The sequence below is a fragment of the bacterium genome (assembly GCA_016708315.1).
Lineage (GTDB): Bacteria > Zixibacteria > MSB-5A5 > CAIYYT01 > CAIYYT01 > JADJGC01.
On the sequence record JADJGC010000023.1, the window covers coordinates 512,756 to 536,962 of the forward strand.

The 24,207-nt window shown below is 51.5% G+C and carries 20 protein-coding genes and 1 other RNA gene; 16 read left to right on the plus strand and 5 right to left on the minus strand.

Annotation, left to right across the window (positions count from 1 at the left end; translation table 11 throughout):
• Nucleotides 1–36 precede the first annotated feature (36 nt).
• Nucleotides 37–279, plus strand: coding sequence for a hypothetical protein (locus IPH59_14525; GenBank protein MBK7092909.1), 243 nt, complete (start codon nucleotides 37–39; stop codon nucleotides 277–279).
• On the opposite strand, the gene IPH59_14530 is transcribed toward IPH59_14525, so the two are convergent.
• Genes IPH59_14530 through IPH59_14540 form a run of 3 tightly spaced genes read right to left on the minus strand, consistent with a single transcriptional unit; the run spans nucleotide 276 to nucleotide 6,176 of the window.
• The gene (locus tag IPH59_14530) at nucleotides 276–2,111 is read right to left on the minus strand and encodes a tetratricopeptide repeat protein (protein MBK7092910.1); all 1,836 of its coding nucleotides are present in this window, start codon (nucleotides 2,109–2,111) and stop codon (nucleotides 276–278) included. The two genes, IPH59_14525 and IPH59_14530, sit on opposite strands and share 4 nt — an antisense overlap.
• Nucleotides 2,108–5,497, minus strand: a complete 3,390-nt coding sequence (locus IPH59_14535) for a hypothetical protein (protein MBK7092911.1) — start codon at nucleotides 5,495–5,497, stop codon at nucleotides 2,108–2,110. The genes IPH59_14530 and IPH59_14535 overlap by 4 nt, the downstream gene beginning before the upstream one ends.
• A gap of 10 nt (nucleotides 5,498–5,507) precedes the next feature.
• A complete protein-coding gene (locus IPH59_14540; GenBank protein ID MBK7092912.1) occupies nucleotides 5,508–6,176 on the minus strand; it encodes a DUF4159 domain-containing protein in 669 nt (222 codons plus the stop codon).
• A 170-nt stretch (nucleotides 6,177–6,346) separates the two neighbouring features.
• On the opposite strand from IPH59_14540, the gene IPH59_14545 reads away from it, so the two are divergent.
• The 14 genes from IPH59_14545 to IPH59_14610 all read left to right on the plus strand — a co-directional run bounded on the left by IPH59_14545 (nucleotide 6,347) and on the right by IPH59_14610 (nucleotide 21,292).
• Nucleotides 6,347–6,712, plus strand: a complete 366-nt coding sequence (locus IPH59_14545; protein MBK7092913.1) for a helix-turn-helix transcriptional regulator — start codon at nucleotides 6,347–6,349, stop codon at nucleotides 6,710–6,712.
• Between the two features lie 2 nt (nucleotides 6,713–6,714).
• Nucleotides 6,715–8,760 (plus strand): cadmium-translocating P-type ATPase, encoded by a 2,046-nt coding sequence (cadA, locus tag IPH59_14550; protein MBK7092914.1) that lies wholly within the window; start codon nucleotides 6,715–6,717, stop codon nucleotides 8,758–8,760.
• 57 nt (nucleotides 8,761–8,817) lie between these two features.
• A complete protein-coding gene (locus tag IPH59_14555) occupies nucleotides 8,818–9,720 on the plus strand; it encodes a hypothetical protein (GenBank protein MBK7092915.1) in 903 nt (300 codons plus the stop codon).
• Nucleotides 9,681–10,229: a 16S rRNA (guanine(966)-N(2))-methyltransferase RsmD gene (rsmD, locus tag IPH59_14560; GenBank protein ID MBK7092916.1), complete on the plus strand. Its 549-nt coding sequence runs from the start codon at nucleotides 9,681–9,683 to the stop codon at nucleotides 10,227–10,229. Before IPH59_14555 ends, rsmD begins: the two co-directional genes overlap by 40 nt.
• Complete coding sequence (gene coaD / locus IPH59_14565) at nucleotides 10,230–10,715, plus strand: pantetheine-phosphate adenylyltransferase (GenBank protein MBK7092917.1); 486 nt, start codon at nucleotides 10,230–10,232, stop codon at nucleotides 10,713–10,715.
• Between the two features lie 106 nt (nucleotides 10,716–10,821).
• Nucleotides 10,822–12,288 (plus strand): lysine--tRNA ligase, encoded by a 1,467-nt coding sequence (gene lysS, locus IPH59_14570; protein MBK7092918.1) that lies wholly within the window; start codon nucleotides 10,822–10,824, stop codon nucleotides 12,286–12,288.
• The gene (locus IPH59_14575) at nucleotides 12,219–13,517 is read left to right on the plus strand and encodes a lipoprotein-releasing ABC transporter permease subunit (GenBank protein MBK7092919.1); all 1,299 of its coding nucleotides are present in this window, start codon (nucleotides 12,219–12,221) and stop codon (nucleotides 13,515–13,517) included. The genes lysS and IPH59_14575 overlap by 70 nt, the downstream gene beginning before the upstream one ends.
• 77 nt (nucleotides 13,518–13,594) lie before the next feature.
• The gene (locus IPH59_14580; GenBank protein ID MBK7092920.1) at nucleotides 13,595–14,278 is read left to right on the plus strand and encodes an ABC transporter ATP-binding protein; all 684 of its coding nucleotides are present in this window, start codon (nucleotides 13,595–13,597) and stop codon (nucleotides 14,276–14,278) included.
• 2 nt (nucleotides 14,279–14,280) lie between these two features.
• The gene (locus IPH59_14585; protein ID MBK7092921.1) at nucleotides 14,281–14,799 is read left to right on the plus strand and encodes a UvrB/UvrC motif-containing protein; all 519 of its coding nucleotides are present in this window, start codon (nucleotides 14,281–14,283) and stop codon (nucleotides 14,797–14,799) included.
• Nucleotides 14,789–15,832, plus strand: coding sequence for a protein arginine kinase (locus IPH59_14590; GenBank protein MBK7092922.1), 1,044 nt, complete (start codon nucleotides 14,789–14,791; stop codon nucleotides 15,830–15,832). Before IPH59_14585 ends, IPH59_14590 begins: the two co-directional genes overlap by 11 nt.
• A 34-nt stretch (nucleotides 15,833–15,866) precedes the next feature.
• Nucleotides 15,867–18,323 (plus strand): ATP-dependent Clp protease ATP-binding subunit, encoded by a 2,457-nt coding sequence (locus tag IPH59_14595; protein MBK7092923.1) that lies wholly within the window; start codon nucleotides 15,867–15,869, stop codon nucleotides 18,321–18,323.
• Nucleotides 18,324–18,762: 439 nt separating this feature from the next.
• Nucleotides 18,763–19,014, plus strand: a complete 252-nt coding sequence (gene rpmA / locus IPH59_14600; GenBank protein ID MBK7092924.1) for a 50S ribosomal protein L27 — start codon at nucleotides 18,763–18,765, stop codon at nucleotides 19,012–19,014.
• 188 nt (nucleotides 19,015–19,202) lie between these two features.
• Nucleotides 19,203–19,856, plus strand: a complete 654-nt coding sequence (gene lepB / locus IPH59_14605) for a signal peptidase I (protein ID MBK7092925.1) — start codon at nucleotides 19,203–19,205, stop codon at nucleotides 19,854–19,856.
• Nucleotides 19,857–20,002: 146 nt separating this feature from the next.
• Complete coding sequence (locus IPH59_14610) at nucleotides 20,003–21,292, plus strand: HlyC/CorC family transporter (GenBank protein ID MBK7092926.1); 1,290 nt, start codon at nucleotides 20,003–20,005, stop codon at nucleotides 21,290–21,292.
• Between the two features lie 3 nt (nucleotides 21,293–21,295).
• Here IPH59_14610 and IPH59_14615 read toward each other — a convergent pair whose 3' ends face one another.
• The gene (locus tag IPH59_14615) at nucleotides 21,296–22,018 is read right to left on the minus strand and encodes an energy transducer TonB (protein MBK7092927.1); all 723 of its coding nucleotides are present in this window, start codon (nucleotides 22,016–22,018) and stop codon (nucleotides 21,296–21,298) included.
• Nucleotides 22,019–22,280: 262 nt separating this feature from the next.
• On the minus strand, nucleotides 22,281–23,792 hold the full coding sequence (locus IPH59_14620) for a NapC/NirT family cytochrome c (protein MBK7092928.1): 1,512 nt from the start codon (nucleotides 23,790–23,792) through the stop codon (nucleotides 22,281–22,283).
• A 254-nt stretch (nucleotides 23,793–24,046) separates the two neighbouring features.
• Here IPH59_14620 and ffs point away from each other — a divergent pair.
• An RNA gene (gene ffs / locus IPH59_14625) (signal recognition particle sRNA small type) lies at nucleotides 24,047–24,147 on the plus strand.
• The last annotated feature ends 60 nt before the right edge of the window (nucleotides 24,148–24,207 follow it).

Below are 24,207 nucleotides of genomic sequence, written 5' to 3' on the forward strand. Positions count from 1 at the left end.
ATGGAATAACAAACAACCCCTTTGACGGAGGTTACGATGTTAACCTGGTGTGCTCTATTATTTACTCTCGGGATTGCCGCGTTTCTTGACTCGATTTTCAATTATGGGAATATTTTCCGGCAGATCAATTCGGTGCTTTTCATGCTGACTTCTCTTGGGCTGTTGGTGCGAACGACCACCAAGATGAAATCGCGGACAATCGAAGGTTATCTCAAGCGAATTGATCAGCTTGAACAGGAAGTTCGCGAATTTAAGGGTGAGAAGAAAGTCCGCGTCTAAGACTTAGACTTCGCCGGCTGCAGGCACAAAGTTTTTTCGATTCGCTGTAGTTTCTTGCGGACGTCTTCGACATTGAGGCTGTTGGGGTGATTCAACAGCACCTGTTGATACATGGAGCGCGCCGACTCGCAGTTTTGTTGCCGGTCGGCATACAGGTCGCCCTTGCGTTCGAATGCGATGGGAGCATAGAAACTTGCAGGAAACCTGGCAATGAGCGAATCATACTCAGCCAAAGCCTGTGAATCCTGATCCAACATTTGATACACCTCACCTGAGCTTAACCATGCCAGTTCCGGCAAAATGGCGCCGCTGCGATCCTTGAGTTTCGCCAAGTCAGTCAGGGCTTGTGGAAACTCGAAACGGAATTTGGCAAAGATTGCATCTGCAAAGATGCGCAAGGTTGCTTCTTCCATGCCGGCATATTCACTGATCAGCATAATCCGCCGCAGACAGTCGTTGACGAAGACACTCTTGGGGAATGCATTCATCATCTTGCCGTACGCTTCGCGAGCGGCTTCGAAATTTCCGGTATAGAACTGAAGCTCTGCCCGCTTGAAGAGCAGCTCTTCCTGATTCCGTTGCGGTAGCAGTGTTGCATTGACAAGGGCATAAGTTGAATCTGCGAGAATCGCGTTGCCCTGTGCCAATTGGCAGTCGCCAATGAGCATTTTGGATGCAGCAGCGAGCGGCAAGCGTGGATACTTCACGGTAATTTGCTCAAAAGTACTGATGGCGCTGATCGGGTCGTGAAGTCCTTGAAATGTCACAACACCAAGCGAGTAGAGCGCTTCAGAAATATCCCGGTCATTGGGGGCAAGAGCAATGATTTCATTGTAGATTGTCGCCGCCGAAGCAAAATCACCCCGCTGGTACTTCGATTCCGCTAAGATGAACTTTGACTGGACCAGGAGCGGTGTCTTTGGCAATGCGGCAATCTGCGCGCAGGCCTTGTCTACCATTTCGTGAGCGCCATTATCGCGGGCGACACGGGCGAACAAGAGCAGGTTTTTGCCGCTGCCATTGTCGAGCGAATCGACGAGACGAAATCGGTCGAGCGCCTTGTCGTATTCGCCTTGAGCAATCAGGTAGTCGCCATAGTAGCGGTGCGCATCCTTATGCCGTGGGTTATTCTTGACGATTTCGGAAAGCGCCTTCTCAAGTCCGGTATCAAACTCCTCTTGGGCATCAAGCTTGATGAGGTTCGCGATGCGACCGGTCACATAGATATCCTGCGTGGTGTCAAGCTGTGCCATTGCAAAATACTCGCGCGCGGCATCGCCGTAGTTGCGCATAATTTCGTAAAGTTGTGCCAGCTTGCGCGTGAATTGTTGAGGCTGATTAATCTTGCTCCGCGATTCCTGCAGGAATTTGACCGCATCGGCATAGTAGCCGTTGGTCATCCAAACATCGGCGGCATTTTCGTAGATTTGCGCATCATTAGGCATCAGGTTGATGGCATTCTCGATCTGGCGTCTGCCTTCTTCGAGATTCCCCTGGCGCAAGTAGATGCCGGCAATATCCAATTGGATGGCTGATTTTTGGAATTGCTGACTTGTCGCCATTCGTCGCTGAAGAATTACCAATGCCGAGTCAAAGTCTTTGGTGCAGACATATGCATTCTTGAGGGCGGTACAAATGCGTTCGTCGTTGGGAAAGCGATCATACAGCGGGCGCAATTGGGCGACGGCGTCAGTACACCGACCGGCAAAGATCATTGTTTCGGCGTTTTTGGCGCGCTGCATATCCAGTTGCGACTGCGCGTGCAGAAAGGGCGTCACTGCCATTAGCAGCGACGCCGTGATAATGATAGATGAGAATCTGCGAATGCTCATTTATTTGGTTGGTTGGCGTTAACCGAGCGGAAGTACTCTTTGATGAGTTCTTCATATTCCGGCGGGTAACCTTCGTTCATGTACTTCTGAAGGCGATCTTGATAGCTTTGACGCGATGCGGACTCGAACTTCAATTGTTCCGGCGACGCGCGGAGAATATCTTTGGCGGACTCAGCCCGGCGTTCTTCGGAAAAATCCTGTCTTTCCATCGAGCGCTGGAAATCAAGCATCCGCGAATGGATCTTGTTCTGACGCTCCAACGTCTGCTCTGTTACTTGTCCGCTCTCGAGGTCTTCGACAACTTTTTGTACTTCTTTGTCGAGTTCATCAAGGCGTCCGAGAATTTCTTTGCGACTGCCCTGTTCTTTTTGCAGTTCGCCAAGGCTCTTGCGCACAGCACCTTGTTCGGCGGCAAGACGGCCAAGCTCACCCTGACTCGGATTGCCCTGACCCGGCTTGTTGCATGAAGAAGCAGTCTTATTGTTGAGCTCTTTTTGCTGCTTGGAGAGATTGTTCATCTTCTGGAACATGCTCTCATTATCGCATCGGCCGCTATTGCACATTTGCTGGCTTTGTGTCGACTGCATCAACTGGTTAGCCGCCTGATTGAGAGAGAACATCGCGTCTTTTTGCGAGCGCATAGCGTTAGAACCGTTGCGTTTCATCAGTTCTTCAGTGGATTGATTCATTGACTCGCGCGCTTTGTCCATCAAATTGCCAATATCCTGCGAATAGAAAGGCGACTCCTTGGAAATCTCTTTAAGCTTAGTATCAAGCGATTCCATCGTGCGCTGGAGCGCCTGTTGTTCCGCAGCTAACTGTTGAAGCTGCGGTGAAGTCGGATCAGCCATTTCGGCGCGATCAATGACGTCTTCCTGCTTGTCGGAAACGTAGAGAATCTCGTTGGCAGCTTCTTTCATTTTCTCTGCTGACTTTTGTCCCTGTTCGTTATTGAATGAGTCCTTCGATTGCTGCATCTGCTGCTGCATCTTCTTGAGACTTGCCATCGACTTTTCGCCGGCTTGTTGGGATGATTTCTTGTTTTGCTGCTTAAGTTGCTCGGTCATTTCCTGCATTTGCTCGCCGGCGTCTGGTTCGCGGGCAGCCTCAAGAAACTTCTGAGCATCTTCCTTCTGATCCATCTTCAGTTCTTCAAGCATCTTTTGCAGTTCGTCCGCCTGCTTCTGCAGGTTGTCGAGATCTTCTTTGTTCTGCTTTTCGCGCGGCGACAATTCGGCGAGTTGTTTTTCCGGCGTCGATTCGGTTTGCTCGTTCACCGCTTGCTGTTTCTCGATGAGTTCTTCAAGCTGGCGAACCATGTTTTCCATCTTCTGCTGAGCCTGCATGAACTTGAGCATCGCGATGGTGCGTTCAAGTTTCTCTTTCAAATCTTCTTGCGAGAGCTGCATTTCCTCGGCGGCCTTTTGCATTTCTTCAGGCGACATCTTCTCCATCGCCTCCTGCATCTTGCGCATCGCCTCTTTCATTTCCGGAGTGGCGACTTCCTGGAACAGCTTCTGCAATTCCTGGAGTTTTTGCATGATCTCCAGCGAGGTCATGTTGTTCTTGCGCATTTCCTCTTTCATCTGCTCCATGCGCTCGCCGACTTTTTCCATCGACTCCATCAGCTCCTGCTGTTTTTCGATGGCCTTCTGGAGTTCCTGCTTCTTCTCCCAATCCATCTCTTTGTTGGAGAGGAGTTCTTCCTGCAGTTTTTCGGTGCTTTCGAGAAGTTGTTGCTGAGTCTCGCGGAGTTTCTCGAGTTCGCCGATCTGCTCTTCGCCTTCTTCTTCGAGATAAGCAAACTGCTCGTCAAGCGAAGGCAGGCGGGCTACCAGAAGTTGTGACAGTGCGCTCTTGGGACCGGTGATATTGTCATTGTCAAAAACTTCAAATTGATACTCAACCCAACCGCCGGGTTCGAGGCCGATGTCGCCAAGACTCCACGGGTAGCGTACTTCCATGTTGCGGCCAGCTTTGCCATCGAAGGGGACATCAATCACACGGGCGAAGGTCTCACCCTGAAGTGTAAAAATGCGATAGTGAAGCTTCAGGTCGGAGAAACCATAATCGTCAAAGAGCTTGACGCCCAGATCAAGCGCCATGTCGTCGCCAAGGTTGACCGGGACGCCGGGAGCGAATAGATCGGCTTCGGGGAAGGCATCGGGAATTGCGGTGATTTTGTAGTCAATGCGATCGAGATTTTCATTTCCCAATTCATCCGTGATTTTGAGATGGTAACTGCCGTCTTCGGAGACCTTGATGTTTGCTGTCAGTTTGTGATTTTCGACAACGACCGGGACAAGCTGACCATTCTTCAATTCGATAACTGCAGTCTGCGCCGGTTTGTTGGCGGTAGCTTCGACACGAACTTCGGTTCCTTTAATAGCGGAGATGTTACCGTCGTTTTCGTCAACAACTAACGGTTGCATGCCGGTGTATTTGGGATAGTTGTAAGTCAATTTGACATCCATGATGCGCGGCTTGTCAACAGCCTCAATAGTGTACTTCGGCGACTCGATTTCGCCGGCGCTCACCCAGTATTCGAATGAACGACGCACTTCACGGAACTCGTAGGCAAGGACTGTAGTGTCATCCGGAGCCAGTTTCCCGGCGATTCCGGCGGCGGCTTTGGAGGTGCGGCTCTGAGCGAACTCCTCGGTTTTAACTGCGCCGTCTTCATAGCGCCAATGAAGCTTGGCATTCTGCGGCAGCGATTTGCCGGACAGGAGCGCCTCGACAGTAACAGGCGAAAACTTGGCGACCTCGGTGCTCTTGGGATTGACATCAAGGTGGTACGTCAATTGCCGTTCAACATCGACAGTAGGATTCGTCAACAAGAATACAGTCTCACTAAAAACGGACGGGAAGACAAAGCCGAGCATCACAACAATTACAGCCGCACCGCTGAAGTAGCGAAGACTGCGCTTGAGGTAACTATGATCGACCGATTTCTTGAAGTCGAAGTCTTGACACATCTCCTGCGACTGGCGGATGATGGCCTGAATCATGTCGGTCGAGAAGCCTTCGCGGTTGCGCGAGAGATTGTGCTCCAATTGCAGTGAAGCAATCAGGCGATCTTGTAATTGCGGATACTTCTCTTCTACCTGAAGTGCTATCGCTTCAGTTGATGGCTTGGTCATAATCGGCCAGATTACTGTACGGAACAACAATGCGGCCAGCGCCAGCAGGGCAACCCCGGCAAAAATGAGTCTGAAGGTAGTTGTCAAGAAGAAGGCGGCATTGAAAATGAATCCCAGCACCAGAACTACTGCCAATCCGGTTAGGATCAGCAAAGTTCCGTTGGCGGCGTGTCCGAGCAACATGAAATTGCGAAGCTTTTGTAGTCGCCCAGTCAAATATTGTATCGAGATTTTGGGATCCATAGCTGTACCTCTAATTCATTAATGCCCAAACCAGGATGTTTGTTCCCATCTGGAGAGCTGCGTTGCGCTTATCCGGAGGGTCGTTATGTACACGCGCGTCTTCCCAGCCGTCGCCGATGTCGGACTCGTACACAAATACAGCGACCAATCGTTCGCCCATGAACCAGCCGAATGCTTGCGCGGGCTTTTCGTCGTGTTTGTGTATTTTCGGAAGACCGTTCGGGAATTTGTAGTAACAATTGAAGATTGCGTGATTAAAGGGCAATTCGCGCGGCTCTTGATCGGGAAAGAGCTTTTTCATCTCCCGGAAGAAAGCTTTGCGCATGCCATAGGAGTCGTTGGCGAGCAGAAAACCGCCGGCGCCAAGATACTTGCGGAGAATCTCCAGATCGTCGGCGCGAAAATTGACGTTACCGTGACCAGTCATATAGAGCAACGGATAGTTGAATAGTCGGTTATCCGTTAACTCGATTCGGACCTCTTCCTGACTGATGGGAATCGCGGTATTGGACTTGACGAAGTTGATCAAGTTGGGAATCGCCGATGATCCCCAGTACCAGTCGCCGCCGCCGGGATACTTCAGGCGTGCGATAGTGACGTTGTTCGTCAATTCGGCTGCGGAAGCGCCGGAAAACGACAATGTTATCGCGATTATGGAGCAGGTAAGTAGAGTCTTCATATTACTTCAATTTATACGCAGACAGGGGCTTAATAGTTCATAATGACCGGAGGAAATCCGCTATCTGCGGTGATTTGAGAGAAATCTACCGAATTGCGACAAAAGTTTGCTTGACAAGCCGCCGATATCGTATAACATATGAGCAGTTGTTCATACGTTGAGGTGAAAGAATGATTGAAAACGAAGACATTTGCCAAGTAAAGTTTGTGAACCAATCGACGGTTGGTCGGCTAAAAAAATCGCTGAAAGAACCGCAAACCATCGAGAGGTTGGCGGAAATCTTTGGCGTATTGGCAGACCCGACTCGACTGAAGATATGCATCTTCTTGTCACAAGCCGAGTTATGTGTTTGTGACTTGGCTGCGATGTTGAACATATCGGAGTCTGCGATTTCCCATCAACTGCGATTGCTGCGGTCGCTTCGGCTCGTGAAGTTTCGTCGCGACGGCAAGATGGCGTTTTATGCGTTGGATGATGCCCATGTCACAGCGCTAATCAAACAGGGCATGGAACACGCGGAAGAAAGGGCGAAGTAGCAATGGCACTTGCCAATGTAGAAGCAAGAACAACGCGAATAGACTGTCCCAATTGCGCGAAGACCGCCGAGGAGGAGATTCAGAAGATTTCCGGCGTGGCGGGCGCGCGTGTGGACCTATTGAATGCTAAGGTTTATTACGCTTTCGATTCAGAGAAGACAAGTGCCGAGGAATTACGCCGGCAGATAGAAAAACTTGGACACTTCAAATTCATAGACGAATCAAGATCGACCTCAGGGACGTCGCCGATTTCGCCTTGGTTGGGCTGGACGTTGTTGGCATCAGCAATACTGTACGGGTGTGGAGCGGTTCTAAGTTACGGACTTGACCAAGTGTTTTTCGGCCGCGGATTTTTCTATTTGGCAACGGCAGTCGGCGGCTGGGACATTCTCCGGCGCGCGATAATCGGAATCAAGCATAGGCGGCTGGATATCAACGCACTGATGACAATTGCGATAATTGGCGCGATTATCCTGGGCGATCTCCATGAAGCGGTGGTCGTAGTATTGCTATTTGGGCTGGCGAATATGCTTGAGTCTTATTCGCTATGGCGGTTGTCGAAGACTTTGGGGAGCTTATCTGATTTCACCTCAGAGCAAGCGCTACTTAAGCGAGGTAGTAGGACAATACCGGTCCCGCCGGAGTCTTTGGCGCCCGGAGATACGATCGTTCTCAGGGAAGGAATGCGAATTCCAGCGGATGGAAGAGTCGTTGTCGGCAAATCGTTTATTGATCTGGCAAGTTTGACCGGCGAGTCCCAACCACGATCAGTTGGCGTTGGCGACGATGTGTTCGCTGGAACAATCAATCTGGATGGTTACTTGGAAGTCGCCGTTATGTCGACTGCCGGGGACTCGCGCATGGGCAAGATTCTCAAGTTGATCGGTGAAGCTTCGGCCCGGAAGGCTAAGATTGAGCGATTCGTTGATCGATTTGCGAAGGTGTATACGCCGATAGTCGTGCTCGTGGCTGTGCTTGTTGCGGTCATCCCTCCCCTGCTGTTTGATGCTTCGTTTACTGAGTGGATATACAAGGCGCTGGTGTTGCTCGTTATTTCCTGTCCGTGTGCGCTGGTGATTTCAACGCCGATTGCGGTTACGACAGCGCTGGCGGCGGCTTCGCGAATGAAAGCCGTGTTCAAGGGCGGCGACGCGCTGGAGCGGTTGGCGACAATCAACACAGTAGCATTTGATAAGACCGGAACGCTGACAACGGGACGGCTTCGATTGGTCAAAACCGAGAATTGTGCTGTGGGTAATGAGGCAAAGCTATTGCAGATAGCGGGGTCGCTTGAGCAAATATCACAACATCCGATAGCGCGTTCGCTGACTGCGGCTTGTGCAGAACGCAATTTGTCGATGCTCGTTGTCGAGAATCCGAAAGCGATTGCTGGAGTCGGAGTTGAAGGAACAATTGGCGGAATTGGGTATCACCTTCGCAGTTCAGACCCTAAGGGTAATACTGGATTAGCGCAGTCGGTGGCTTTGATGGGAGACAAGCAAACGCTGGCAATATTCAAGTTTGCGGACGAGATTCGCGAAGAAGCGAGATCAGTGGTAAATGGCTTGCGCGAAATTGGAATCGACAAGGTAGGCATTTTGTCCGGCGACGAGCAAGCGAATGTCGAGCGGGTAAGAGCCGAATTGAACCTCGATTTTGCTCATGGCAATCTGATGCCCGATCAGAAATATGAGAAATTGACGGCTTTAGGCGAAGGTATTGTCATGGTCGGCGACGGCATAAATGATGTTGTGGCGCTCTCAGGTTCGGATGTTTCGATCTCGTTGGCGCGATTCGGAAACGACATTCAGGCGCAACATTCGGATATAATATTCTACGGTGACACTCTCACTCCCCTGCCAAAGGTCATCCAACTCGGCAAGAAGACGCTGGGAACGATCAAGATGAACATCGCAGCGGCATTTGCGATTAAGGCGGTGTTCCTGGTGTTGGCAGCGCTTGGATTCGCCAATATCTGGATGGCGGTGGCGGCAGATATGGGCGCTTCGCTTTTGGTGATCTTCAATAGTCTGCGCTTGCTGAAGTGATTCCTCACTGCCGAGCCTGTGCTTGCGCAATAGCCTTAAACTTTCCAGATTCGACATGTGCTTGATTACAGCGGAAAAATAGCCGGCGTTGTCATTTGCGACAATCAACTGCGCTATGTTACAGCAATACCGAAAGGTATCGGCATTGAGGTATGTGCAGTGGGTGAATTCGGTCTCTCCGAGGCCGACGATTCGCATTTTCTGCCTCTGTTGGGCTGCAAGTGTGTCTACGGAATCAATCGCTCGGAGTATCATCGCAAGCGGTTGTATCTGGCGGATGATTTGGCAGCGTCGGACCCGGAGCAGTTCATGTGGGAATTGTCACGGTCGTCGGCAGACAAGATTGATAACTATCTCTACTCGATGCTGACGCTCAAGCCGACAGACAAAGGGATTCATATTGAGTGCCTGTCGATCAATCGCAGGACATTTCGGCAGATTGGCGAGATGTTTGGGAAGAGACACCTGACATTGGATAAGATGATATTCGAACCGGAAGCGTCGCGCCAATGTATCAAGCCACTCGCGACTGCTGATCGTGCGGTGTTTATGCAAGTCGAGAAGCGGGTCACGAGTCTGCAAATGTACCGCCACGGGCATTTGGTTTCGATGGAAGTCTTGAACGCGTCCAACGGCGACTCTGATTCAGGGGCGGAAACCCTGTTGGACGAGATCGGGATTCTGCTAATGTCAGTTTTCGGCGGTCGTCCGTTGAAGCGCAAGGTAACGCTTCTCATAGCTGGAGATGCGTCACGTTCGAGTGTCAGTGAATCAATGATTCAAACGTTGCCGTACGAGTTTGAGCTTCATGATTTGTCATTCGAAAAACTGAAGATATTCCCCGGAAAGCTGCCTCCTCAGCAATTGCATTATTATTTCTCCCCTCTTTCGCTCTGTTATGCTTATAATATGAGCCAGAAATGCGCATCATCGCCGGAGAAAAACGCGGTCTTGTCCTAAAGACCGCTACGTACGAGGGTTTTCGCCCTACACTCGACCGAGTCAAGGAATCGCTGTTCGGCATTTTGGCGCCGCACATTCACGACGCCCGTGTGCTTGACCTCTTTGCCGGGTCGGGAGCCTTGTCATTCGAGGCGGTTTCGCGCGGAGCTGCATCGGCGCTGATGATTGATAGCGACAAACGCGCCGCGAAAGTGATCGAACAGAATCTTGCGAAGACGGGTTTTGGCGATCGCTGCAAGTTTGCCTTGGCAGACTTCGAAGCAGCGGGAAAAACGGTTGCGCGCGGGATGCAATTTGATTTAGTTTTTGCGGACCCGCCCTACGAAGGCGGATTCGGCCAGCGCATCTTGAATCACTTGCGAACTGTCGATCTGCTTGCACCGGAAGGACTTCTGTCGCTGGAGATGTCGCGCAAAGAGATGGCAGATCTGGACATAACCGGCTATGAGGTTTTGCGCCCCAAGCGATTCGGGTTTACCTTCGTTTGGATAATGAGGAGAGTTTAGTTGAGACGAGCAGTCTATCCCGGAAGCTTTGATCCGATCACATTCGGGCATGTTGATTTGGTCAGACGTGCGGCGGTGATGTTTGATGAAGTTGTCGTGGCCGTAGCGGACAATCCCAACAAAAAGGTGTTGTTCACGCACGACGAGCGACGCGATATGGCGGTGGATGCGCTGAAGGACATTCCCAACTCGCGGGTGATAGTGTTTCGCGGACTGCTTGCCAATTTGGTGGAGCAGCAAGATTGTTGTGCGATTATTCGCGGCATGCGCGCAGTCAGCGATTTTGAATACGAGTTTCAAATGGCGCTGATGAATCGCAAACTTTCGCCCAAAGCGGAGACCGTATTCCTGGTCCCGTCGCTGAGATACGTATATTTGAGTTCGAATACGATCAAGGAAGTCGCCAAGCATGACGGCAAGATCGACGATCTGGTGCCGGAAATTGTGCTGAAGCACTTGAGAGAAAAGTTCGGACATAATAAGTAGATAGAGAGTCGATTGTGCGGCAGAAGCAATCGCTGCGCATTTGCCCGTCAATGGTCAAGCCCCGCGTCGGCCACAGTATCATAGACAAATATTTGGAGGAATCCGCGTGACAGAGAATGCCACCGACCAGCATCAAGTACGAATCCAGAAATTGCAGGCGCTCCGCGAAGCCGGAGTTGAGCCTTTTGCCTATAGCTATAGCAAGACTCACGACTCGGCGCAGCTTGTCGAGAACTTTGATTCCCTCGCAGAAGCGCAGACGACAGTCAGTATTGCTGGACGATTGATGACAATCCGTTCGATGGGCAAATCGATCTTTGCCAACTTGCAGGATGACGCCGGACAAATTCAGATCTATGTTAAGAAGGACGCAGTCGCTGAAGGCGAATTCGAAGTATTCAAGAAAGCGGATCTCGGAGATATCTTCGGCGTTGAAGGATATTTGTTCCTCACGAAGATGGGTGAAAAGAGCGTTCATGTCAGCAAAGTGACATTGTTAGCCAAGAGTTTAAGGCCGATGCCGGAAAAGTGGCACGGGCTTCAAGACAAAGAGACGCGATATCGCCGGCGCTATCTTGACATGATCGCCAATCCGGAAGTGCGGGAAGTCTTTAAGAAGCGGAGCCTGATTGTCCGCGCACTGCGTGATTTTCTCGACGGCGAGGGATTTGTCGAAGTTGAGACGCCGGTATTGCAGCCGATTTATGGCGGAGCGGCGGCGCGTCCATTTATCACGCATCACAACCGGCTCGATGTCGATCTGTTCATGCGCGTGGCGGATGAACTGTACCTGAAGAGACTTATCGTTGGTGGATTCGAAAAGGTGTGGGAGTTCTGCAAAGACTTCCGCAACGAAGGGATGGACCGCAATCACAATCCCGAATTCACGATGATTGAATTGTATTGGGCTTATGCGGATTATCAAGATGTAATGAAGTTGTATCAACGGATGATCACAACGGTTGCGACCAAGGTTTTGGGCACGACGACAATTACATTCGGCGAAAATCAGATCGAACTGGGCGGCGAATGGCGGGTACTGCCGATGCTGGATGGAATCAGCGAAGCGGTTGGACGCGACATTTCCCAAATGGACGAGCCGACGTTGCGCAAGTTCTGCGGTGAAATTGGAGTCAAGACTGAAGGGCTGGTGGGGCGCGGCAAGTTGATTGACGAGTTGTTCAGCGAAAAGCTCGAACACAAGTTGATTCAACCGACGTTTATCACCGACTATCCGAAAGAACTGTCGCCGCTGGCAAAGCCGCATCGGAGCAAAGAAGGATTGACGGAACGATTTGAGGTCTTCATTGGTGGAATGGAGATGGGGAACGCATTCAGTGAGCTGAACGACCCCATCGATCAAAAAGAGCGCTTCCAGAAACTTGTCGAATTGGCGAAAGCCGGCGACGAGGAAGCGCCCGCAGTGCTGGACGAGGATTACATATTCTGTCTTGAACACGGAATGCCGCCGACCGGCGGTCTTGGATTTGGTGTTGACCGGCTATGCATGATGCTGTTGAATCAACATTCAATCCGCGACGTGATTCTCTTCCCGCAGATGAAACCGGAGTAGACTTGGGCTTTGAGCTGTTTATCGCGCGACGGTATCTTCGGAGCCGTCGCCGCGAAAATTTCATCTCCTTCATTTCTCTTATCTCAATTGTGGGAGTGGCAATCGGTGTCGCTACCCTAAATTTCGTCATGGCGATGATGAACGGTTTCGAGACCGAAATCCGCCAGCGCATCATCGACACGACCGCGCATATCACTGTTTACTCCTATGCCGGAGAAGGTTTCGACAACTGGAAGTCGCTTGCTGAAAAAGTAAATGCAGTTCCTGACGTTGTCGCAACAGCACCGAACATTTTCTATAAGTCGGTAATTGGTTCGGGCGACGCCAATGACGGAGTTTTCGTAAAGGGTATTGATCCGAACTACGAATTCGAAGTGTCAAAACTGCGCGAGAATATTGTCGCGGGCGAGATCAATCTTGAAGAGACGGCTGACAGTTTGCCGGGAATCGTCATCGGTCGCGAACTGGCGGGCATTCTGAATGTGAAGCTTGGCGGCGAAGTCGTTCTGGCATCATTGAAGCAGAAGAAGATGACGCTGACGCTTCAGCCGAAGTACAAGAAGTTCGTTGTCACCGGGATTTTCGAGACCGGGATGAACGAATACGACGGCAATCTGGCTTACATCTCGATTCCAGTAGCGCAGGACCTGTTCAAACTCGACAATTTGGTCACTGGATTGCAGGTGCGGGTTAGAGATTTCTACAAATCACAAGAGATCGCTCGCGAAATCGAAGAGATTGTTGGCAGCCCGTATTATGCAGTTGATTGGTCTGAGCGGCACAAAAATCTATTTGGCTGGATGACATTGGAAAAGTATGGGATGTCGATAGTTGTCGGATTGATTGTCGCTGTGGCGGCGTTCAATATTGTGACGACTTTGATTATGCTGGTGATCGAAAAGCGCAAGGATATCGCGATTTTTAAGTCAATGGGAGCAAATCGCAAGCAAGTGATGAAGATATTCATGTTCCAAGGAACGTTGCTGGGATTTGTCGGAACGATTGCCGGTACATTGCTGGGGTTTGTGCTCTGTTGGGCGCAACAAACCTTCAATATTGTATCAATACCGGGAGAAATCTATTTCATCAATAGTCTCCCTATCGACATGCGGCTGGTTGAGTTTGCAATTATCGCTGGTGCGAGTGTGATAATATCATTTCTGGCAACGCTTTATCCATCACGGCGAGCGGCGCGGCTGTTCCCTTCTGACATTCTTCGTCATGGATAAGTTTATCATTGATTTGGGGTTAAGAAAACCCCCGTTTGTGGCGACAATAAACTTGAGACAGGAGTCGTAGGCAAGCTTTGGAAGAGCTAATTTTGGAAACAAAGAGCTTAAGTAAGAGCTTTGTAACAATCGGCGGCGAACTGAAGATCCTCAGTGACCTAAATTTTGGCGTCTCGCGAGGAGATTTTGTCGCTATTACCGGCGCATCAGGAGTGGGAAAAAGCACATTGTTGCACATACTTGGCGGACTCGACCTACCAACATCGGGAAGCGTGACAGTTGCCGGTCAACGAATCGACAACCTAACTGAGGCCCAGCTCTCGGATTACCGCAACAAAAAGTGTGGTTTTGTCTTCCAGTATCACTATCTTTTGGAAGAGTTTAACGCGCTTGAAAACGTGATGATGCCACTCCTCGTTCGAGGCGAATCGCGGAACAATTGTCATGACATAGCGGTTAAACTGCTTGACGAGGTCGGACTCGGACAGAGAATAGACCATCGACCGACGCAACTCTCAGGAGGAGAGTGTCAGAGAGCGGCGGTTGCAAGAGCGATGGCAGGAGCGCCGGAGATCTTGATAGCGGATGAACCGACCGGCAACCTCGATCACGAAACGGCAGAAACTCTCCACGAACTTTTGACGCGCTTAAACGAGCAAAAAAAGATGACGATCATTGTCGCGACACATGACCTGTCGCTGGCAGATCGCGCGTCGCGTAGGTACCGCTTATCAGATGGTCATCTGGCAGAAACGAGCTAGTTATGTTATGTGAAGATTGCCGCAAGCAGGATGCGACCGTGCATATGAAGCAAGTCGTCAACAATCAGAAGATTGTTCTCAACTTGTGCTCAACGTGCGCCAAACGCCGCGGATTTTCAAACCCGCTGAAGAATATCCCCTTCCCGTTGGCCGATTTCCTGACTTCGATGGTATCGGGCTCGATTGCCGAGCCGGATAGCGAGATGATGGGACTTAGTTGTCCCTCGTGTAATTTGACCTACGATAAATTCGCCAAGACTGGTCGACTCGGTTGCGGCGAGTGTTTCAATACTTTCCGGCAGCCGCTTGCAGATTTGCTGCGCAAGATTCACGGATCAAACTTGCATCGCGGCAAGAGACAAAGTTCGACGGCTGAAGGAATGGACACGCTGAAAGAAGAAGCTCGACTGAAGGAAGAATTGAAGTCGGCAATTACTAATGAAGATTTTGAACGCGCAGCCCAGATACGCGACCTGATTAAGGACATACAAGCGAAGATGGAGATGAGCGATGTTCGATAACATGACCGAACGGCTGAGTTCCTGGTTGACGGCGGAAGGCGCCGAAGCTGGAATCGTGTTGTCTTCGCGCGTTCGCTTGGCGCGGAACATCAAGGGATTGACATTCCCGCCCTACGCCGACGACGATTGTCGCGAAAAGGTAGTCGATTTCGTCGAAACGGCATTGCAGAAGAGCCGTGAGCTGGAGCGCGGTGAATTTCATCGCTCGGAGATTATCGATGATCTCGATCGCAGTTTCTTAATCGAGCGTCATTTGATTTCGCCCGAGTTTATGCGCCCGGACACGATCAGCGGTATCTTCATATCGCCGGACGAGAAGATTGCAATCATGGTCAATGAAGAAGACCACCTGCGGATTCAGTCGATGGGTTCCGGTCTAACCCTGACCGACACCCTTGCTCGTGCGATGCGCATCGATGATGACCTGGCACGGACGCTGGATTTCGACTATGACACTGATTTCGGATTTCTTACCTCCTGCCCTACTAATGTAGGAACGGGATTGCGGGCGTCGATATTGATTCACCTCGCCGGATTGGTCCTGACCAAGGAGATTGACTCGGTGATTGACCATATTACCAAGCTTGGACTCGTTGTTCGCGGTTTTTACGGTGAAGGTTCCGATGTCTGGGGCAATTTGTTTCAGATATCAAATCAAACGACATTGGGTCGATCAGAGTCTGATATAACAGAGGCATTGCAGAAAATTACTCGTCAGATCATTGAGTTTGAGAATCAAGCGCGGGAACAACTGGTGAGTCAAGCTCAGGACGAGATTTCAGATAAAATTTGGCGCGCCTATGGAATATTGAAGCATGCGCGCGTATTAACTACAGAAGAGGTGATGAACCTCTTGAGTGCGGTGCGGTTGGGCATAGCGTTAGAAATTCTCAACGAGGTGTCGATGGAATCGGTCAACAAGATGTTGATCCTCAGCCAGCCGGCGCACTTGCAGAAACATGTGGGACGGGTATTAAGCCCTTCCGATCGTGATATCGCCAGAGCCACGCTTGTTCGTGAGACACTGGCTTAATTGGATTAGCATACTATCTCATGCGGAGGTATAGATGAACGAGATGTTTACCGAACTGGCCCGCAAAGCAATCGAATACGCTCGCGACGAAGCGGCCAGACTGCGCCATGACTACATCGGTACCGAGCATCTGTTGCTGGGTTTGATCCGTCTCGGTAAAGGACGCGCTTGCGAGGTCTTTTCGAATATTGGCCTCGACCTAAGCGAGTTGGTCCAGTCAATCGAAGACGTGGTTCAGCCTGCCGGCGGGACAATGACGATGGGTCAGCTTCCACTGACGGCTCGCGCCAAAAAGACGCTTGAAGTCGCAGGCCAGGAAGCGCGCGCTCTGAAATCGAAAGAAATCGACACTGAGCATATACTGCTTGCCTTGCTCAAGGATGAAGAAGGCGTAGCTGCGCAAGTGTTGTCGATGTTCGACATCGACTACAAGGATGTTTACGAAGAACTCAAGAACATCTCGAGCGGCCAACCGTCATCGTACGGCAAGAAGCGCAAGAAATCGAAGACTCCGGCGCTTGATCATTTCGGACGTGACCTGACGGAACTTGCCCGCAAAGGCAAGCTTGATCCGATCATCGGACGCGACAACGAAATTGAGCGCGTGTCGCAGATTCTTTCGCGCCGCAAGAAAAACAATCCGGTGCTCATCGGCGAGCCGGGCGTTGGCAAGACGGCAATCGTCGAAGGCTTGGCGCAGCGCGTCGTCACCGGTCAGGTGCCGGCCGTGCTGGAAAATCGCCGCATTGTCATGCTCGACATGGCGTCGCTGGTTGCGGGCACGAAGTATCGTGGCCAATTCGAGGAGCGCATCAAAGCGGTGATGGACGAGATCACCAACTCACAGGACGTGATTATCTTCATTGACGAATTGCACACGATCGTCGGCGCAGGCGGTGCTGAAGGTTCGTTGGATGCGTCCAACATCTTCAAGCCGGCTCTGTCACGCGGCGAATTGCAGTGTATCGGCGCCACGACGCTGAACGAATATCGCAAGTACATCGAGAAGGATGGCGCACTTGACCGTCGCTTCCATACTGTGATGGTGGAAGAACCTTCGCAGGAAGACACGGTGAAGATTCTTCAAGGGCTCAAAGGCCGCTATGAAGAGCACCACCAGATTTTGATTTCGGATGAAGGCATCCGCGCGGCGGTGGTTTTGTCGAATCGTTATATCACCGGCAAGTTCCAGCCGGATAAAGCAATCGACATCATCGATGAAGCGGGTTCGCGCGCGCACTTGTCGACCTACACCAAGCCGAAGGAATTCGGCGACATGGAAGCGACGATTGCTGAAGTTTCGATTCGCAAGGAAGACGCTGTCAAGAATCAGGAATTCGAGAAGGCTGCTAAACTGCGCGATGACTTGAAACTGAAAAAAGAAGAATACGAACAAATGAAGCGCGACTGGGAAGTTCAGCGCCAGAGCGAGAAGATCACTCTGCGCGAAGAACATATTGCCGAGATCGTCGCCAAGATTACCGGAATCCCGCTCTTCCGTCTGGAAGAGAAAGAATCCAAGCGCCTGATGCGCATGGAAGAAGAACTGCGCAAGAAGATCGTCGGACAAGAAGAGGCCATCACGGCACTCACCCGTTCGATCCGTCGCGCTCGTGCGGGACTCAAAGATCCGCATCGCCCGATCGGCTCGTTCATCTTCCTTGGTCCGACCGGCGTGGGCAAGACCGAGTTAACGCGCGTGTTGGCGGAGTTCTTGTTTGAGAATGCTGATGCTCTGATTCGTATCGATATGTCGGAATACATGGAGAAGTTCGCGGTCAGCCGTTTGATCGGAGCGCCTCCGGGATACGTCGGATACGAAGAGGGCGGACAGCTGACCGAGAAGGTTCGCCGTCACCCTTACTCTGTTGTGTTGCTCGACGAAATCGAGAAAGCCCATCCGGATGTTTTCAATATCCTGCTGCAGCTTCTCGACGACGGCAGCCTGACCGATTCGTACGGCCGCAAGGTCGACTTCCGCAACACGGTCGTGATCATGACGTCGAATGCCGGTACTCGCGACATTCGCTCGGGCAAGACGCTCGGATTCGGTTCGAGCAAACTCGAGGATGATTACGATACGATGAAGCAGTCGGTCATGACCGAAATGAAGCGCATCTTCAATCCGGAATTGATCAACCGTATCGACGAGACGATTATTTTCCATCCGTTGTTGATGGAGCATATCGTTTCAATCGTGGATATTCTTCTGGCAGAGATGGCTACCCGTCTTGCCGAACGCGGTTTGAGCATTCATGTCACGGATGCCGCCAAGAAGTTCATCGCCGAGAAAGGCTTTGACCCGCTCTATGGCGCGCGTCATCTCAAGCGTGCGATTCACAAGTATGTGGACGATCCGTTGGCCGAGGAAATCCTTGCGGGTCAATTCGCCGGCGATTGCCAGATCGAGGTCGACATGGGACCTGATGCGGATAAGCTCGTGTTCCGGATCAATTCTTCGACGGAGTCGCGCAAGATCGCGAAAGTGTAATTAGTTCGAGTTAGATTGTGATACGACGCGGTCGGAAGAGATTCCGGCCGCGTTTTTTTGTTGATGTTCTTTTCTGCTACCCAATAGCCCACCCGGAGCGGAGCGGAGGGTGGGATATGCACGAAGTTTTCGGTGTGGTCCAGACCGACGACATCCCACCTTACGTTATTCGCCTTTTCCGCGAATTCCCATTGCCTGTCTTTGCTGCAACCGCAAGGAGTACTACTATCAGGTATCGCTTCAGGCGGGCTACCCGATGCTCCGGCGGCCTAAGCCCTTGCAGTGCATGCCCATAGATAGGCAACGGAGCGCATCAATCCTGCGTTCTGGCTTCTGTCGTATACCGCAAAATTCCGCTTGACGGTTAGGGCCGGAAAGTTATATTAGGCAACTACCCGACGCAGGTCGGATAATTGAATTTGATTTTTAGGAGGATACCTTGGCTCATAAAAAAGGTTTAGGTTCGTCAAAGAACGGCCGCGACTCGAATGGTCAAAGACGCGGCGTGAAGACCTACGGCGGTGAAGCGATTCTTGCCGGGACGATTATTGTCCGTCAGTGCGGAACGAAGATTCTTGCCGGACGCAATGTCGGTGTCGGCAGAGATAACACGCTGTTCGCCACAATCACAGGTGTGGTTGAGTACGCGCGCAAAGGCCGCGATCGCAGAGTCGTTCACGTTCTACCGTAACTCTCGATTTACAGAGAGACAAGATTGAAGCGTCCCGGAAGCGGGGCGCTTTTTTTGTGCAATTTCCTCCGTTTCAAAGCGGAACAGGCACATTTAATTACTCTTTACTGCTCAAATACTGCTCTGAAAAGCCGATATAACTGGTGTACATGGCAACAGAGATTACTACCATCGGCGCCGCGCGGGCAATGCGGCGGAAACGTCAATCCCATATCAAGGAATATGTTGAAGCGATCTTGATTGCGGTCGTTATCGCAGTCATCTTGCGCATGTTCGTGGTGCAGGCGTACCGGGTATCTTCCGGCTCGATGGAGTACACTCTCCTTGAAGGCGATTTTTTATTCGTCAACAAGTTCGCCTATCGATTTGCCGAACCGCAGGTGAATGATGTCATCGTTTTTGAGTTCCCGATGAACCCGACCAAAGACTATATCAAGCGCATTGTCGCCGGACCGGGACAAATGGTCGAAGTCAAGGACAAGACACTGATGATCGACGGCCAGGTTGTTCCGATGATGGCCGGGATGTTCCACTCGGATCCCGACACACTGCCGGAACTGTTCTCTTCGCGCGACCAGTTCGGACCGATGCAGGTTCCTGCCGATCACTATTTCGTGATGGGCGACAATCGTGATGACAGTCAGGACTCACGATTCTGGGGGTTCCTTGACAAGAGTCGAATCAAAGGCAAGGCGCTGTTCATCTATTTCAGTTGGGCGCCGGATCCGAATGCACCGACAATCGAATCACCGTATGTTTTTGATTTGTTTTCGTCCGCTTGGTACAATGTTGCGAACTTAGGAACGCGACTTCGCGCCGACCGACTTTTCACGCCGCTGTAGAACTCACTCCCTTTCCAGACTCAAAGAACCCGATAGATCGCTTGCGCTGCAGGTGATCGATTACTATTTTGGGATTTGATGACAGACTCATTTCCCAACCCGGTGCGGTGTCAAGTGTCTGACACGCGCGACGGTTATCCAAAGCTATGAATCAGGTTACCCTTGAGCTGATCGGCATTGCCGCTCTGATCTTGCTGAACGGTTTCTTTGCCGGCTCGGAAATCTCGATCCTGTCCGTCCGCAAAAGCCAGCTCCGCAATCTGATTTCGCAGGGCAATCGTTCTGCCAAGAGGATTGCCAAGCTACTAGAACAGCCGGAAGAATTCATAGCGATGATTCAGGTCGGCGTAACGGTCGCCGGGACTCTCGCTTCGGTCATGGGCGGCAGTTCGATTGTTCCGCTCCTGATGCCGGTCTTTCAGGAAATGGGTGCGACAGTCGAAGTTTCAGAGAACTTGGCGGTCACTGCGGTTGTAGTCGTGCTTTCGACGCTATTTCTCGTTATCGGTGAGTTGGTGCCGAAATATTTGGCGGTCAGTTTTCCCGAACAGCTGGCGCTAGGGGTAGCTCCGGCGGTTTCAATCTTTGCCAAAATGGCTTATGTACCCGCGAAGGTGCTCAGCGGGATGGTGCGGATAATCCTGAAGCCGTTTGGCCTGGTCGATCGCAGCGTCGAATCCGCGCACACTGATGAAGAAATCAATCTGATACTTAGCGAAGGACACGATCGAGGACACTTCGACAAAGCTGAACGTGATTTGATCGAAGGCGTATTCGAATTCGCCGATACGACCGTTCGTCAGGCAATGACACCGCGGACGAGGATTGTCGGGCTGGATTTGAGTCTCGATCACGAACAAATACTGCGGCGAATCACGGAAGAGGGCTATTCGCGCTATCCGGTATATGAAGACTCGCTGGACAATATCAAGGGAGTCATTCACACCAAGGACGTCATTAGCGTGCTCGTGTTAGGAAAGCTGATCATAATTCACGACTTGATCAGGCCGCTGTCGTTTGTACCCGATTCAAAAATGATCTCGGCGCAGCTGCACGATTTTCAGCGCGATCAACAGCACATGGCGATTGCGCTTGACGAGTTTGGCGGTACGGCCGGATTGATTACACTTGAGGATATACTCGAAGAGATCGTCGGCGAGATTCGCGACGAGCACGATACCGAACTTGAGCCGTTCCTGTTAGTCAATGACCGACTTTGCCAGGTTCAGGGACAATACCCGATTGAGGATTTCAATAAGCAGTTCGAAGTCGAGTTAAGCGACGAGACTGCCGACACAGTGGGCGGTTTCGTGGTTGACCACATTGGCCGCGTGCCGAAACAGGGTGAGAAGATCTCGGTCGACGGACTGCAATTCGAAATAACGGCGGTGAAGGGTCCTCGGATCGAGCGTATGCGCGTCAGGAAGACGGCATAGAGCCTACTTCAGTTTGAATCTTACCTCGTAACTAACCCAGACCATGATTGGCTGTTTGTTCTGCATGGCAGGACGCCATTTCGAATCATGTGCTGCCGCTACAGCGGCTTCTTCAAAGCCGACATTGGCTTTCGAAGGAATCGCAACGATGACGTCAACGACATTGCCCTCAGTATCGATAAGTACCTTCAGCCAGACACTCCCTTCGACGCTCATCTTCCGCGCAATCTCAGGATACTTTACTGCCGGAAATTGAAGCGCCTTGGGTTGTTCATCGACCGCGACAAAGCTGTCGGGCGATGGGATGATTTCTGAAACGCTGCTTACGGAGCCATCGAGTACAGCGCCCTCTGCGAATCCGGTGTCACCAAGACTGTAGTAGTCGGAATAATCCTGCCTTGATGGCATGACGCGGTCATCCGGGACAAGAGTGTCGTCGACAGCTTCGACTCCGTTGAAGTCCGGAGGAGGTGGTGGTGCACCGTGTATAACTTCCGTCTCCGGTCGGAAGATCCGGGGTGGCGGCGTAAAATCACTTGGTCCGATCGTGACGCGGCCATTGTCAGGCAGTGGAATCGTAGTTCCGTCCCATACCAATGCCGCAATCGCAATGGCAAATCCGATGGCAATGATAATTGAGGTTTCCGCTACGATGAAGTTACGCCGATAAGCTCGCTTCAGGTAAAGCGTTCCGGCAAGAGCCTCACTGTCTCTGTTTCCCAACATAATCTCCTCCCATCCAACATCTGCAACACGATTAGTGAGGATATCGTGATGTTGATGCCCGGTTTTGTGTGATTTTGGCGAGCCAGAAGCTCGACCGTTGTCTCTTCAATCTAAAGACAATTGGAAGTGGGATTTTGTTCCCGGATTTGTTTGTGGTTGCGCCGGAATTTTGCGAATAGTGAAATTCAAGTGTCCATTGTCCCAGCGTCCCGAGATCGGAGTCTTCGACAAGCGCTGGGACAGTAATCTCAGCGACTGAAAACTACGGCTGCACGCCGGAATGGCAGTCGTAGCAGCCGGTTTCCTTCCAGGCTTCGTCAATATCGACCGGGTGGTGGAACTCAAGCCCCTGCCCTGTGCTGTCGCGCATCATCTGGCCGGGATTTCCCTGTGCGGTTATGGTATGACAGGCATTGCAGTCGTGGGTGATTACTGCGCCGGCAGAAGACTTGTGTGTCCCCGAGTGGCAACGCATACAGCCGACATCATTGAAGTGGCCAATGTTGACCGGATAGGCGGTCCATTGGACTTTCATTTCCGGAAAGATATTCTGCGAGTAAGCAAGCTGCACTCCGGCAATTGATTGCTCTATCGTCTTGCGTTTCTCCGGGTCATTGAGGAGACCGGATTCTTGATAGTACTCGGTGATTGAAGAAGCAATGCCGCTTCTGGCTTCATCCTTGGTGGCATACTCTTTGGCCATTGCTTCGACGGCAAGGCGCTTAATTGCGGGCAATGATGCATCAATGAATCCTGACTGGATAGCGCGGTCGACGGCGTAGTCGGGTGAACGATAAATATGGCTCGGGCGATTGTGGCAGTCGATACAGTCCATGACGCGTTTTTCCAGCGAATCAAGCTGCACTGTTTCAAGAGGCTGCTCTTCATTCTCGTATAACGTCACCGTGCCGGTCGTCTTGTCGGTCACTCTTACCCAGGGGATGTCCTGTCGTTCCCGGTCGCGGGCAATGTACTCTATCTGGATATCCGGATTGATGTGCCAATGGATACCGGCCTTTTGACCCTTATGCGGCTCACCAGTGTCCGTTTTAATCAACATGTCGGTAGTCCAGACTGGGTTGCTATCGTCATACTGATAGTGAAGGAATGAACGCATTTCAGCGCCGTAGGTCTTCTCCGGCCAGTGGCACTCTTCGCAGGTTTCACGTGCCGGACGAAGGTCGGCAATCGGAGTCGGGATGGGACGCGGGAAGACATCAGCCATGACAGCGTAAACCTGATAGGCGCCGGACAATTTGGATTTGGCGTACCAACTGGCGCCGGTACCGACATGACATTCGACGCAAGCGACGCGTGCATGAGGTGACTGTTGATAGGCGGTATACTGCGGCTCCATGACATCGTGGCAGGTTTCGCCGCAGAATTGCACTGACTCGCTATAGTGAAATGCCTGATAACTTCCAACAGCAGATATGGTCAGAAAGAGCACTGTCCCAACGACGAAAATGATCGTGGCGTTACGGTGTCCCGGCTTGTTCAGGTCGACTAACGGCCACTTGTTAGCAGATAGATCTTCACCGCGCTTCCAGCGCCGCCACTGGCGGTACATACCGATCGGGATAAGGACCAGGCCGAAAATCAAGATTCCCGGAAGTACCATGTAAAGGAAGATTCCGAAGTAGGCGCTCGTCTGCTCCATTGTGAAGTTGATGATCAGCATGACAACTATGACCAGGGCCATCGAAATGGCGACAAAGGCTCCGAGAGAGCTGATCCAATTGTATGCTAATCGCGGCAGACGTGGCTGTTCCATAACTATGTTCCTCTACTTATGATTTCAAATCGGCGGCATTGTACCGCCTGCACATTCTTGAAAAACACGATAGGCAAACTGTTGAATGATATCAAGGACATATTAGCCCCTTTATTCTCCATCTTGACACACTTCGGGGGCAGAAAAATAGGGATTGACTCGACAGGAAATTGCGACTATTATCCTCCGGCGCGTTGGGATCGCGCGCTGGTCTGACAAAGGCAACCCGAATCTCATTGGGGGAGTTTGAAACAGACCAGGTCCCGCGCAATGCAAGCGTACCGAACCCCGCCAGGACCGGAAGGTAGCAACGGTAGGTAACCGTCTTCATGTGCCGCGGGGTAGCCTGGTCTGTTTCCTTCCCTCTGTGAATGGACCGAACCAACAAAATTGAAAGCTGCCCGAAAGAGGGCAG